The 13787-nt window shown below is 70.2% G+C and carries 11 protein-coding genes and 1 riboswitch; all 11 genes read left to right on the top strand.

Features of this window, described 5'->3' with window-relative positions:
• Positions 1 to 62 precede the first annotated feature (62 nt).
• Positions 63 to 308: riboswitch (cobalamin riboswitch) on the top strand.
• 94 nt (positions 309 to 402) lie between these two features.
• The 11 genes from M5C98_RS15320 (at position 403) to M5C98_RS15270 (ending at position 13746) form a co-directional block, all read left to right on the top strand.
• Complete coding sequence (locus M5C98_RS15320; protein ID WP_272548298.1) at positions 403 to 2304, top strand: TonB-dependent receptor domain-containing protein; 1902 nt, start codon at positions 403 to 405, stop codon at positions 2302 to 2304.
• Between the two features lie 73 nt (positions 2305 to 2377).
• Entirely contained in the window at positions 2378 to 3790 is a 1413-nt protein-coding gene (locus M5C98_RS15315; protein WP_272548297.1) for a cobyrinate a,c-diamide synthase, read from the top strand.
• Positions 3787 to 4392 carry a bifunctional adenosylcobinamide kinase/adenosylcobinamide-phosphate guanylyltransferase gene (locus M5C98_RS15310; RefSeq protein ID WP_272548296.1) on the top strand — a complete coding sequence of 202 codons (606 nt, stop codon included), beginning with the start codon at positions 3787 to 3789 and terminating at the stop codon, positions 4390 to 4392. The genes M5C98_RS15315 and M5C98_RS15310 overlap by 4 nt, the downstream gene beginning before the upstream one ends.
• Positions 4389 to 5303: an ABC transporter substrate-binding protein gene (locus tag M5C98_RS15305; protein ID WP_442867186.1), complete on the top strand. Its 915-nt coding sequence runs from the start codon at positions 4389 to 4391 to the stop codon at positions 5301 to 5303. Before M5C98_RS15310 ends, M5C98_RS15305 begins: the two co-directional genes overlap by 4 nt.
• Positions 5304 to 5329: 26 nt before the next feature.
• Complete coding sequence (locus M5C98_RS15300; protein ID WP_272553300.1) at positions 5330 to 6388, top strand: FecCD family ABC transporter permease; 1059 nt, start codon at positions 5330 to 5332, stop codon at positions 6386 to 6388.
• Positions 6385 to 7164, top strand: coding sequence for an ABC transporter ATP-binding protein (locus M5C98_RS15295; RefSeq protein ID WP_272548295.1), 780 nt, complete (start codon positions 6385 to 6387; stop codon positions 7162 to 7164). Before M5C98_RS15300 ends, M5C98_RS15295 begins: the two co-directional genes overlap by 4 nt.
• 67 nt (positions 7165 to 7231) lie before the next feature.
• Complete coding sequence (gene cobO / locus M5C98_RS15290) at positions 7232 to 7801, top strand: cob(I)yrinic acid a,c-diamide adenosyltransferase (protein WP_272548294.1); 570 nt, start codon at positions 7232 to 7234, stop codon at positions 7799 to 7801.
• 26 nt (positions 7802 to 7827) lie between these two features.
• Positions 7828 to 8571 carry a 5,6-dimethylbenzimidazole synthase gene (gene bluB, locus M5C98_RS15285; protein WP_272548293.1) on the top strand — a complete coding sequence of 248 codons (744 nt, stop codon included), beginning with the start codon at positions 7828 to 7830 and terminating at the stop codon, positions 8569 to 8571.
• Complete coding sequence (cbiB, locus tag M5C98_RS15280; protein WP_272548292.1) at positions 8571 to 9545, top strand: adenosylcobinamide-phosphate synthase CbiB; 975 nt, start codon at positions 8571 to 8573, stop codon at positions 9543 to 9545. Before bluB ends, cbiB begins: the two co-directional genes overlap by 1 nt.
• A complete protein-coding gene (locus tag M5C98_RS15275; RefSeq protein WP_272548291.1) occupies positions 9536 to 10543 on the top strand; it encodes an aminotransferase class I/II-fold pyridoxal phosphate-dependent enzyme in 1008 nt (335 codons plus the stop codon). The genes cbiB and M5C98_RS15275 overlap by 10 nt, the downstream gene beginning before the upstream one ends.
• A 194-nt stretch (positions 10544 to 10737) precedes the next feature.
• A complete protein-coding gene (locus M5C98_RS15270) occupies positions 10738 to 13746 on the top strand; it encodes a DEAD/DEAH box helicase (protein WP_272548290.1) in 3009 nt (1002 codons plus the stop codon).
• Positions 13747 to 13787 lie beyond the last annotated feature (41 nt).

Here is a 13787-nt window from a genome sequence, read left to right as displayed (position 1 = left end):
CCGCGATTGTAGGGTTGGCGCCACCGCCACCCCATCGGGCGGCGTTTACAGCCTGCAACACCCGTAAAATCCGCAGGTTGGTGCTCGCGGCGTGGTTCGCATGCCGCAGTTCAACGGGAAGCAGGGAGGTTTGCGTTCGCCAGAGCGCGCCGTGCCTGCGCTGCCCCCGCAACGGTCAGCGGACGAGTCGGTTTTTTTGCCCGATTCACTCTCCAGCCATGAGCCACTGGGCGCCTTGAACAAGCGCCTGGGAAGGCGCTGGAGGGCGTTCCGCCAGCCCGGATACCGGCCAACAACGTGGCCGCGCCTGGTCGGACCCTCATGGTCCCGAAGGTGCGGCTGTTTCGCCCAATGCCGGCGGGGAAGCCGGCGCGGGGATGTTTGCCAGTTCTGTCTGTTTCCATGAAAAAGCCTTTGTTCCGTGCGCGCGCCGCTGCCCTTGCCGCCGCACCTTCATCCCTGCGGCCCGCTGCCTTGGCTGCGTCCGTGGCCTTGGCGTTCGCCGCCGTGCCTGCCGCTGCGCAAGCCCAGGCGCAGGACGCCCCCGTTCTCCTGGCGCAAAACCAGCGCGTGCCCTCCTTGAGCGAAACCGTGGTGGCCGCCACGCGCACGCCGCAGCCCCTGGCCGATCTGGTGGCCGACGTGTCCGTGCTGGACCGCGAGGCCATCGAGAACAGCGGCGCGACCGGCCTGGCCGACGTGCTGGCGCGGTTGCCCGGTGTCGAGATGGTGCGCAATGGCGGCCCCGGCAGCGCCACCAGCCTGTACCTGCGCGGCGCCGAAACGCGCTTCACCGCCGTGTACATCGACGGTGTGCGCATGGATTCCCAATCCACCGGCGGCGCGCCGTGGGAGGCGATTCCGCTGGCGGTCATCGACCGCATCGAGGTGCTGCGCGGCCCGGCCGGCGCGGTGTATGGCTCGGACGCCATCGGCGGCGTGGTGCAGATCTTCACGCGCCGGGGCGAGGCCGGCACTGCCCCTTATGTGGGCGTTGGCGTGGGCAGCCAGGGCACCTACAAGGCCGAGGCCGGCGTGAGCGGCGCCACGGGCGCGGTGGACTATGCCCTGGGCCTGGCGCGCGAGACGAGCGAGGGCTTCAACGCGCGCACCGTTGCCACGCAGAACCCCGACAAGGACGGCTACCGCCGTACCTCCGGCAACGCCCGGGTGGGCCTGCAGATCGATGCGGTCCACCGCCTGGAAGGCACGCTGGTGGCCAGCGAGATGAACTCCGGCTACGACGCCACGCCGCTTGGCAACGATGACCGCAATCTGCACAAGATGCACGCCCTCGGCCTGAACTGGGCCGCGAAGTGGACCCCGCAATACACCACCCGCGTGTCGGTCACCGACTCGCGCGACCGCTACGAGACGAAGCCTTCCGTGTACCTGACCGACACGCGCCTGCGCGGCTACCTGTTCCAGAACGAATGGAGCCAGGGCCCGCATCGGGTGACCGCCGCGCTGGAACGCCGCGAAGACCGCCTGGAGAACGCGCCCATCGACAGCAAGCGTTCGCAGGACGCGCTGGCCTTGGGCTACGGCTTCAATGCCGGCGGCCACACGCTGCAGTTCAACGTGCGCCACGACTCCGACAGCGAGTTCGGCGGCCAGAACACCGGCAGCGCCGCGTATGGCTATGCCATCACGCCGCAGTGGCGCGCCACCGCGTCCGTGGGCACCTCGTTCCGCGCGCCGACGCTGTACCAGCGCTTCAGCGAATACGGGCTGGCATCGCTCAAGCCGGAAGAAGGGCGTAACGCCGAGCTGGGCCTTCGCTGGGCCGAGGGGGCGGGCACCTTCTCGGCCGTGGCGTACCGCAACCGCGTGAAGAACCTCATCGTGTTCGGCGGGCCGGGCGGATGCCCATCCCCCTTCGGCTGCTATGCCAGCACCGCGCGCGCCAAGTACGACGGCGTGACTCTTTCGGGCTCGTACAAGGTGGCTGGCGTGCAATTGCGCGGCTCGGTGGATTTCCAGAACCCGCGCGACGAAGACACCGGCCGGCTGCTGGCGCGCCGCTCCAAGCGCCACGGCACGCTGGGGGCCGACACGCAGGTCGCCGGCTGGACGCTGGGCACCGAAGTGCAGGCCTCGGGCCGGCGCTTCGACACTGCGGCCAACACCACGGTGCTGGGCGGCTACACGCTCGTCAACCTGTATGCCAGCACGCGCATCGCACGCGATGTGACGCTGCTGGCGCGCGTGGACAACCTGGCCGACAAGGATTACCAGCTGGCCCGCACCTACGCCACGGCGGGGCGCACGTTCTATGCGGGCCTGAAGTGGGCGCCGCAATGACCGCGGCGCGGCTGGCGATGAAGAACCCATGAGGGCGAGGGGAGAAGCAGCGCGAGAAGAAGAAGCGGCTGGCATGGCGGGCAGCGTTTGCTGCCCTGCCATTGCCATCGCCGCACCCGCGTCCGGCCAGGGCAAGACCACCGTGACGGCGGCGCTCGCGCGGCTGCACGCCCGACAGGGGCGGCGGGTGCGGGTCTTCAAGTGCGGGCCCGATTTCCTCGACCCCTGCTGGCACCAACTGGCCAGCGGCGCCCCGGTGCACCAGATCGACCTGTGGATGACCGGCGAGGCCGACATCGCGCAACGCCTGCATGCCGCCGCGCGCGAGGCCGACCTGATCCTCATCGAAGGCGTGATGGGCCTGTTCGACGGCGCGCCCAGCCTGGCCGACCTGGCGCAGCGCTTCGGGCTGCCCGTGCTGGCGGTGGTGGATGCCTCGGCCATGGGCGCCACGCTGGGGGCCGTGGTGCACGGCCTGCGGCACTACCGCGCGGGCCTGCCGTGGGCCGGCGTGCTGGCCAACCGCGTCGCCACCGAGCGCCATGCCGACCTGCTGCGCGCGGGGCTGAACGACCCGGCAGACTGGCTGGGCGCGCTGCCGCGCGTGCAGCTGCAGGCGCAGGCGCAGGACGCTGCCACGGCGGCCCCCGCTGCCCCCGCGCGATCGCGGGCCGGCCTGCTGCCCGAGCGCCACCTGGGCCTGGTGGCCGCGCACGAGCTGGCCGATGGCCTGGCGCGGCTGGACGCCGCGGCCGATGCGCTGGCGGCCACGCCGCTCGGCCGCCTGCCGCCGCACGAACTGCAGCGCTGGGCCGTGCGCTTTGCCCCGCCCGAGCGGCCCGAGCCCGTGCCGCCGCTGCTGCAGGGCCGCACGGTGGCGGTGGCGGACGATGCGGCGTTCTGCTTCATCTACCGCGCCAACCTGGACACCCTGGAGGCGCTGGGCGCGCGGGTGGTGCGGTTTTCTCCGCTGGCCGATGCGGCGCTGCCGCCGTGCGATGCGGTCTGGCTGCCCGGCGGCTACCCCGAGCTGCATACCGAACGCCTCGCGGGCCACACCGGCATGCAGGCCAGCCTGCGGGCGCACGTGCGGGCCGGCCGCGCGGTGTGGGCAGAATGCGGCGGCATGATGGCGCTGTTCGAATCGATCACCCTGGCCGACGGCCAGCACCGGCCCCTGTGGGGGCTGCTGCCGGGCCGCGTGGCCATGCAAAAGCGGCTGGCGGCCCTGGGGCCGCAGCAGCTGGACGTGGACGGCCACGTGCTGCGCGGCCACACCTTCCACTACTCCACCTGCGACAGCCCGGCCCCGGTGCGGGCGCGCACCGCGCGGCCCGCGCACGCGGGGCCGCCCGGCCCGGGCGAGGCGCTGTACCGCCACGGCAGCATCCACGCGAGCTACTTCCACGCCTGGTTTCCGTCGAGCCCGCGCGCGGTGGCGGCCCTGCTGGGCGCCAGCCCGGATGCGCCACGGGAGGCGGCATGAGCGGCCCCGGCCCCATCGCCGCGAGCGAGCTGATCCTGGGCGGCCAGAAAAGCGGCAAGTCGCGCCGCGCCGAACTGCTGGCGCGCCAGTGGCTGGCCGATTCGCCCACGCACCGCGCGCTGCTGATCGCCACCGGGCAGCCCTGGGACGACGAGATGCGCGAACGCATCGCGCGCCACCAGCGCGACCGCGCCGAGCGCGTGCCCGGACTGCGCACGCTGGAAGAGCCGCTCGACTTGGGCGGCGCCATCGCCCGCCACGGCAGCGCCGACACGCTGATCGTGGTGGACTGCCTCACGCTCTGGCTCACCAACTGGCTCATGCCGGCCTCGGCGCCGGCCTTGGATGAGTTGGAGCCAAATCGGCCTCCAGCGCATGATTGGCTAGGGCAGTGTGCTATGTTTTTGGGAGCAATCCGCCAGGCCCCCGGCCCGGTGGTGCTCGTGGGCAACGAGATCGGCCTGGGCGTGATCCCCATGGGCCGCGAGGTGCGCGCCTTCGTCGATGCGCTGGGGGGGCTGAATCAGCGCGTGGCCGAGGCCTGCCAGCGCGTCACCCTGGTCGCGGCGGGCCTGCCGCTGCTGCTGAAGGACACGCCATGACGCATTTCTTGCAGCGCCTGCGCCGCCGTGCCGCCCGCCGCTGGCCCGTGGGGCTCGCGCTCGCAGCCCTTGCCTGGATGGCCGGCGCCACGGCCGCGCAGGCCTTCGAGGTGACCGATGCGCGCGGGCGCACCGTGGCGTTCGCCCAGCCGCCGCAGCGCATCGTGAGCCTGCTGCCCTCGCTGACGGAGAGCGTGTGCGAGCTGCAGCAATGCCAGCGCCTGGTGGGCGTGGACCGCTATTCCAACTGGCCCGAAGCCGTGCAGCGCCTGCCCCAGGTGGGCGGCGGCATCGATCCGAACATCGAGGCCATCGTCGCCCTGCAGCCCGACGTGGTGCTGCTGGCCACCAGCTCGCGCGCCAGCGACCGGCTGGAGGCGCTGGGCCTGAAGGTGGTGGCGCTGGAGCCCAAGACCCATGCCGACGTGCGCCGCGTGCTCGCCACGCTGGGCCAGCTGCTCGGCGTGCCGCAGGAGCAGGGCGCCGACCGGCTGTGGCGCGTGATCGACGCCGGCGTGCAGGCCGCCACGCAGTCGCTGCCGGCGCGCGCGCGCGGGGCCCGCGTGTATTTCGAGGTGAGCCGGGGGCCGTATGCGGCGGGCACGGCCTCGTTCATCGGCGAGACGCTGGCGCGCCTGGGCGCGCGCAACGTGGTGCCGCCCGAATTGGGCCCGTTCCCGCGGCTGAACCCCGAGTTCGTCGTGCGGGCGCGGCCCGACGTGATGATGGTGGGCAACCGCAGCATGCAGTCCATGGCGATGTACCCGGGCTGGAACAGCCTGAAAGCCGTGCGCGAGCAGCGCGTGTGCCTGTTCGGCCCCGGCGAGGCCGACGTGGTGGTGCGCCCCGGCCCGCGCATGGCCGAGGCCGCGCGCATCATGGCGCGCTGCCTGGCGGACAAGGCGCCATGAGCGTGCCCCGGGACGGCGCACGCGCCATGCCATCGCCACGGCCATCGCAGCCCGTGCCGGCCTCGCACCCCGTGCGGCCCGGCCCCGGCCCGCGCCGCGCCGCGTGGCTGGGCGCCTGCCTGCTGGCCGCCAGCGCGCTGCTGCTGGTCGTCGGCGCCTGCGTGGGCAGCACCGGATTCGACAGCCTGCTGCGCATGGGGCAGGACCCGGTGGCCTGGCAGATCGTGTGGGAGATCCGCCTGCCGCGCACGCTGGGCGCCTGGCTGGCCGGCGCGCTGCTGGGGCTGGCGGGCGCGGTGGCGCAGGGCCTTTTCCGCAATCCGCTGGCCGATCCGTACCTGCTGGGCTCGGCCTCGGGCGCGGCGCTGGGCGGCGCGCTGGCGATGGTGGTGTTCGGCGTGTCGCCCATGGCCGCGCAGTGGCTGGCGCGGCTGGGCGTCACCGGCATGGCGTTTCTCGGCGCGGCTGGCGCGGTGGCCCTGACCCTGGTGCTGGCGCGCGGGGTGCAGCACACGCTGCGGCTGCTGCTGGCCGGGGTGATCGTGGGCGTGGTGCTGGGCGCACTGCGCGACCTGGTGGAGCTGGCCTCGCCGGACATCCTGCAGGCCATGCAGGCCTTCACGCTGGGCAGCACCAGCTTCGTCGGCTGGGTGGCCTGCGCGCTCATGGCCGGGGCGTGGGCGCTGTGCGGCATCGCCGCGTGGACCCTGTCGCGCGCGCTCGACGGCCTGACGCTGGGCGAGGCCACGGCCGCCAGCCTGGGCCTGCCGCTGGCGCCCATGCGCGCGGGGCTGGTGGCGGCCATGGCGCTGGCCACCGGCACGGCCGTGGCGCAGACCGGCCTGATCGCGTTCGTGGGGCTGGCCGCGCCGCACCTGGTGCGCTCCATTGTCAAGGTCACGCACCAGCGGCACATCGTGCTGTCCAGCCTGATGGGCGCGACGCTGCTGCTGGCGGCCGACATCCTGGCGCGCTGGATTTTGGCGCCGCAGGAGCTGCCCGTGGGCGTGCTCACCGCGGCGCTGGGCGGCACCTACCTGCTGTGGCTCATGCACCGGCGCTCCATGCAGGGCCATTCGCTATGAAAAACATAGCAATCGAGGCAATCAACATCGCGGCACACATCGGAAATGCCCCGGTATTGAACGGCGTGGACCTGGCCGTGCCCGCCGGCCGCTGGACCAGCGTGGTGGGCCCCAACGGCGCCGGCAAGTCCACCTTGCTCAAGGTGCTGGCGGGCCTGCTGCGCGGCGCGGCGGTGTCGGGCCGGGTCGAGCTGCTGGGCCGGCCCCTGGCCGCCATGCCGGCCCGCGAGCGCGCCTGCCGGCTGGCCTGGCTGGGGCAGAACGAAGCCTCGGCGGACGACCTCACGGCCTACGACGTTGCCATGCTCGGGCGCTTGCCGCACCAGCGATGGATGGCGCCGGCCAGCGCCGCCGACCATGCGGCGGTGGAGCAGGCCCTGCGCACCACGCAGGCCTGGGACTGGCGCCACCGGCCGCTCGGGCAGCTGTCGGGCGGCGAGCGCCAGCGGGTGCTGCTGGCGCGCGCGCTCGCCGTGCAGGCCGAGGTGCTGCTGATGGACGAACCCCTGGCCAACCTCGACCCCCCGCACCAGGCCGACTGGCTGCACGCCATGCGCGCGCTGGCGGCGCGCGGCGGCACGGTGGTGAGCGTGCTGCACGAGGTGTCGCTCGCGCTGCAGGCCGACGACATGGCCATCATGGACCGGGGCCGCATCGTGCACCACGGCGCCTGCGCCGACCCGGCCACCCACGCCGCGCTGCAGGCCGTGTTCGACCAGCGCATCCAGGTGCAGCAGGTGGCGGGCCTGTGGGTGTCGCTGCCCCGCATCGACTAGGACCCGGACGCCATCCCGGCCACCGACTTCGCCCCCTTTTTTCCGAACGACTTCCGAGACATTGCGCATGCAGATCGAAACCCCTCCCGCCGAACGGCGCTCCGAAAAACCCGACGGCGAGCGCCGCGGCATCGTGCTGGTCAACACCGGCAACGGCAAGGGCAAGAGCACCGCCGCGTTCGGCCTCGCCCTGCGCGCCCACGGGCGCGGCAAGCCGGTCAAGATCTTCCAGTTCATGAAGGTGCCCACCGCGCGCTTCGGCGAGCACCGCATGTTCGAGCAGCTGGGCATCCCCATCGAGGGCCTGGGCGACGGCTTCACCTGGAAGAGCCGCGACATCGACCAGTCGGCCGAGTTGGCCCGTGCCGGCTGGGAGCGCGCGCGCGCCGCCGTGCTGGGCGGCGAGTTCTTCCTGGTGGTGCTGGACGAGATCACCTACCCGCTCATCTACGGCTGGCTGCCGCTCGAGGAGGTGCTGCAGGTGCTGCGCGACCGCCCGCGCCATGTGCACGTGGTACTCACCGGCCGCCGCTGCCCGCCCGAGGTGATCGAGCTGGCCGACACGGTGACCGAGATGGGCATGGTCAAGCACGCGTTCCAGGCCGGCGTGCCGGCGCAGCGCGGCATCGAGGATTGAGCCCCGCCGACCGCCCCCGCGCCGCGATGCCATCCCCCACGCCGCCCAACGACAGTGCGCAGGGCGCCGCCTTCTCCGCACAGGAGCGCGCCGCCGTGTACCGCGCCATCCGCGAACGCCGCGACATGCGCCACTTCGCGGGTGGGCAGGTCGCGCCCGAGGTGTTGGCGCGGCTGCTGGAGGCCGCGCACCATGGCCCCAGCGTGGGGTTCATGCAGCCCTGGCGCTTCATCCGTGTGGCCGATGGGGCGCTGCGCGGGCGCCTGCACGCCTGTGTGGAGGCCGAGCGCCTGCGCACGGCCCAGGCGCTGGGCGAGCGGGGCGCGGAATTTTTGCGCCTGAAGGTCGAGGGCCTGCGCGATGCGGCCGAATGCATCGCCGTGGCGCTGGCCGATGGGCGCGAGGCGCACGTGTTCGGCCGCCGCACGCTGCCGCAGATGGATCTGGCCTCGGTCGCCTGCGCGCTGCAGAACCTGTGGTTGGCCGCGCGCGCCGAGGGGCTGGGCATGGGCTGGGTGTCCATGTTCGACCCCGCCGCGGTGGGCGCGCTGCTGGGCCTGCCCCCCGGTGCCGAGGCGGTGGCGCTGCTGTCCATCGGCCCGGTGCACGGCTTCTACGAAGAACCCATGCTGCAGCAGGAGCGCTGGGCGCGCCGCGCGCCGCTTCGCACCGTGGTGTTCGACAACGGCTGGGGCCAGCCGGCGCCCTGGCTGGTGGAAGGCGCTGCCGTGGACCCGATGCCGGCCGTTGACGGAAAGGGCCCCCGTTGATGGACGCCGCCTGGGCCCTGGCCCTGGCGCCCGCCGCGGCATTGCCGCTCGCGCTGGCCATCGACCGGTGCTTTGGCGAGCCGCCCGTGGCCGTGCACCCCGTGGTCTGGATGGGCCACGCGCTGCAGGCCGGCGGCGACCGGGTGGCGCCCCGCGCGCCCACGCCCCGGGATTGGAAGTCTTTTTGGCTTGCAGCGCTACTGTGGTGTGCGGTGGCAGCTATGGTTTTGATCGTGTCCGCTGTGCTGCAGTGGGCCGTGCTTCGCCACGCGCCGCCGTGGCTGGCCGCGGTGCTGATGGCGTTGCTGCTCAAGCCGCTGCTGGCCTGGCGCATGCTGCGCGACGAGGTGCTTGCGGTGGAAGCCGCCCTGGCCGAATCGCTGGAGGCCGGGCGCGCGCGCCTGGCGCGCTTGGTGAGCCGCGACGTGCAGGCGCTCGATGCGGTGCAGGTGCGCGAGAGCGCCATCGAATCGCTGGCCGAGAACCTCAACGACTCCGTGGTCGCGCCGCTGTTCTGGTTCGCGCTGCTGGGCCTGCCCGGCGCCGCGCTCTACCGCTTCGCCAACACGGCCGATGCCATGTGGGGCTACCCCGGCATGCGCGGCGGGCGCTACTGGCAGTGGGCCGGAAAATGGGCGGCGCGCGCGGACGATGCGCTGTCGTGGCTGCCGGCGCGGCTCACGGCGCTGCTGCTGTGGGCCATCGCCGGCGGCCCGCGCTGGCGCGTGCTGGCGGCCCAGGCCCGCCGCACGCCCTCGCCCAACAGCGGCTGGCCCATGGCTGCCATGGCGCTGGCCCTGGGCGTGCGCCTGGCCAAGCCCGGCGTGTACACGCTCAACGGCGAAGGGCGGGGCGCCGCCGCCAGCGATACGCCGCAGGCGGCGCGCTGGGCATCGAAAGTGGTCATCGCCGGCGGATTGATTGCCATGATTGCTCACTTTTCAATAGCATTTTGGGCACTGCGATGGACGTGACCGCGCACGCCCCCCTGCACGGCGGCCCGGACGCCCTGGGCGTGCCGCTGCACGACTTTTCCACCAATAGCAACGCCTGCGGCCCGTGCCCCGAGGCGGTCCAGGCGCTGCGCGAAGCCGATGCCCGGCATTACCCCGACCCGGCCTACACCGCCCTGCGCGAGCGCCTGGGCGCCTTCCACGGCGTGGCGCCGGCGCGCATCGTGATCGCGGGCAGCGCCAGCGAATTCATCCACCGCATCACCGCCTTCGCCGCCCGGCAGGGCGCGCGGGCCGTGGCCGTGCCGGTGCATGGCTATGGGGACTACGCGAGCGCGGCGCAGGCCTGGGGGCTGGAAGTGCAGCGCGCCGCGCCCGGTGCGGCCCCCGCAGGCACCGGCCTGTGCTGGGCCTGCGAGCCCTCCAGCCCGCTCGGCACGCCCGACCCCGCGCTGGCCGCCTGGGGCCGGCCCGGAGCGCAAGACGGCGCACTGCGCGTGCTCGACTGTGCCTACGCCCCCCTGCGCCTGGAGGGCGCCGCCTCCCCCATGCCCGCCAACGCCTGGCAGTTGTGGACGCCCAACAAGGCCCTGGGCCTGACCGGCGTGCGCGCGGCCTACGCCATTGCGCCGCAGGCGCAGCCGCCGCAAGACCTTGCCGCGCTGCAGTCGCTGGCGCCTTCCTGGCCCATCGGCGCCCATGGCGTGGCGTTGCTCACAGCATGGAGCCTGCCGTCCACCCAGCAGTGGCTGCGCGACAGCCTGGAAACGCTGCGCGCCTGGAAGGCGCAGCAGCAGGCGCTGTGCGAGGCCATGGGCTGGGCCGTCGTGCCCGGAAGCCAGGCCAACTACTTCGTGGCGCGGCCGGCAGTAAACGACCTTCCAGCCGCGCTGGCGTCGTTGCGCGAGGACGGCATCAAGCTGCGAGACTGTGCGTCCTTCGGATTGCCGGGGCAGGTGCGGCTGGGGGTGCTGGAACCGGCTGCTGGGCAGGCACTGCGGCGTGCCTGGCAACTCTGACCAGGCTGCTGCCCGTCTGCGGCAAGGGGGAGATCGGCTCCATTCTCATGCTGGAGGGGCGGGCAAAATAACGGGTTGCCCGGAAAGCCCGTGGCTGCGGGTCGCGGAACTGTGATGCGGCGTCTCAGCACCGCCAACGAAGCCTGAGACATGCACGGGCAGATGCAAAAACTGAAAAAAGGGATGGAAGCTCAATGCGGAAAAAAAGCCTTTCCTACGCGGAATACTGGCGCAACTGCCTGGCCGATGCCGATTTGGGCAAAGGTGCGCTCCAGGGCTCGGATATCGACAATCCGAAGCTGAGGCCCAGGGCCGAGTGGGAGAGCGGGCGGGTCGATGCAGAGGTGGTTCAAGAGTTTTTTCGGCAATGTGCCGAAGATGTCGATGCGGTGGCGGTCACCATCCGTCCCTATCTTTACCGTTCGCGCCTTGCGCATGGGAGGGCCCGGTCCAGCGGTATTCCCGAAATCGTCATTCCTATCGTCGGCCAGGCCGTGCTGGATCGGGAGGGCCGCATCTATCCGAACGTGAACACGTTCGTCCCTCGCGATATCCTGGAACCCTTGGACAAGGGCGCGTTCGCGGTGGGCGCCGTCTCGGATCTGGACACCTGGCTGGCTGGACACGAGGCGCCCGGATTCGAAAAGCAAGCCATCGGCGAACATGATCCTGATGCATGGCATCTCGAACGTTGGCAGAAGTATCTGGGCTACTGCGAAGCGATGTTCGAAGAGGTCGCGGCCGGCTGGGTAAGCAACACGGAGCCTTTCCAGCTGGACGACCGCTGGGCCATCGACAAAGACGGCGCGGTGGTGGGGGCCAGCCAGCATATTCTGGCCCTCTACGACAACATCCGGTCTCAGGCTCCCTCTTCTCCGCTGTTCGAGCAATACGCCTCGGAAGAGACGCATCCTCCCGAGCCCTGTCTTCCACCGCATGCAGGATTTTCCCTGCGGCTGGGGCATTCCTCGGATACCCATCCACTGGCGGACGCACAGCGAGATGCGTTGACGCACCAGCTCGTATCCAGGCACGGTGAAATATTGGGCGTCAATGGCCCACCCGGGACTGGCAAGACCACCATGCTGCTTTCGGTGGTCGCGTCGCACTGGGTTCGTGCGGCACTTCAGGGAGGTGATCCCCCGGTGATCGCCGCCGCATCCACGAACAACCAGGCGGTCACCAACATCATCGACGCTTTCGCCAAGGATTTCTCTTCAGGGGTCGGGCCGTTCGCGGGGCGATGGTTGCCCGGCATCAAGAGTTTCGGGGCCTATTTCCCCTCGGCGAAAAAGGAAAAACAGTCCACTGGAAAGTACCAGACCCGGGCCTTTTTCAGCGCCGTCGAAGAGCCTGAATACTTTGCCCAGGCCAAGAGTGGGTTTTTGCAGGCCGCTCAATCGGCATTTCCAGACCTCCGCGAGCCTTCTGTCCAAGGCATTTGCGATCGGCTGCACCGGCTGATCGAGGAGGGTGCCGGAAAGTTGAAAGCCATCGAAGGCGCGTGGCCCCCCGTGCATCGGGCCGCCGAAGCACTGCGTGAGGAGCTTGGCGAATCGCCTGCCGAAGCCCTTGCGGCACGGCAGGTGGCGGCCTCTGCCAGAGAAGGCGATCTGACCGCATGCAAAGCACTGCTGGATCAATGGGAGGGTTTTCTCGGTCAGGAGTCCTGGGCCTATGTGCTGCTGTCCTGGCTGCCGCCCGTTCATCAAAAGCGTCTTTTGCGTGCCAAGGGCTTTCTGAAAGAGAGATGGCCTGGCGCCTTTCCCGAAAGGCAATGGACTCGCATCGATCAATTCACCCATGCCATTCAAACCATGGTGGAGGGCATCGAAAAGGAACTGGCACCACTGCGAATGAGGCTCGAGCGTGGGGAGAGCGCATTCAAGGCGCACCGCGAAGCGCTCATTCCATGGGCTGCTGCCACTGGCTGCCTGGGAATGGCGCTTTCCCCTGATGCAAGAACGCTGCAGGCCTGCGACCAAGCGGCAGATACGCGCATCCGGTTTCCGGCATTTCTCTACGCTACCCACTATTGGGAGGCACGATGGCTGCTGGAGATGGAGCAGGTGCTTCCGGGTTTGGCCGACGAGAGCAAAAAGAAGGGCGCTGCCACGCTCAGGAAGCGTTGGCATCGGCGGATGATGCTCACGCCTTGCGTCGTCTCCACGTTCTTCATGCTTCCGAAAGAGATGGCTGTCAGCCGATACGAGCGTGGAAGCTTCGTGCCGGATTACCTCTACGACCACATCGATCTTCTGATCGTCGACGAGGCGGGGCAGGTTCTGCCCGAAGTCGCAGGTGCCTCCTTTGCATTGGCCAAGAGGGCGCTGGTGATCGGGGACACCCTGCAAATCGAGCCCATCTGGAGCGTGAAGCCGCAGATGGACATTGGCAACCTGGTGGAAGCGGGAGTCATGGATTCGACCCATGTGCAAGCCGACTACAACCGGATTGCCGAGCTGGGAAAGACGGCTGCCTCCGGCAGCGTCATGGAGATCGCGCAACGGGCCAGCCGGTACCACTACGACAAGGACCTGGCGCGAGGCATGTATCTTTACGAGCACCGGCGCTGTTATGACGAAATCGTGAGCTACTGCAACGCACTTTGCTACCACGGCAAGCTGATTCCTAAGCGGGGCCCTCGGGGGGCGGCGCCGGGATTGCCGGCCCTGGGGTACCTGCACATCGACGGGCAGTGCGAGCGCCGGGGCGGCAGCCGTGACAACCGCGTGGAAGCCGAAACCATTGCCGAATGGATCGTTCAGAATCAAGCGCGGCTGGAAACCCAGTACAGCAAGAAAATCCATGAGATCGTCGGCGTCGTCACGCCTTTTGGCGGGCAGGTCGCCGCCATTACCGAGGCGTGCGCTTCGCGCGGAATTCGCGCAGGCAAGGAAGACGGTGAGATGACTGTCGGCACCGTTCACTCCTTGCAAGGGGCGGAACGCATCCTGATCATTTTTTCTCCGACCTATTCAAGGGATGCGGATGGCGGGTTCATGGATCGAAGCCCCAGCATGCTGAATGTCGGCGTGTCGCGCGCCAAAGACCATTTTCTGGTGTTTGGCGATATGGTCATCTTCAATCCGACGGGCAAAGGCACGCCTCGCGGCCTGCTCGCTTCCTTCCTTTTTGCGCAGGAAAGCAATGCCATTGGGCCAGAGCGCATTTCCTCGGGCCTGGACGTTCAGCCTGCTTGATAGGTTCGGCGCCACGGCTACCATCCCTGCCTCACCGCGAT

The organism is Acidovorax sp. NCPPB 3576 (genome assembly GCF_028473605.1).
Taxonomy (GTDB): Bacteria; Pseudomonadota; Gammaproteobacteria; order Burkholderiales; family Burkholderiaceae_C; genus Paracidovorax.
This window is presented reverse-complemented; position numbering and strand designations above follow the sequence as displayed.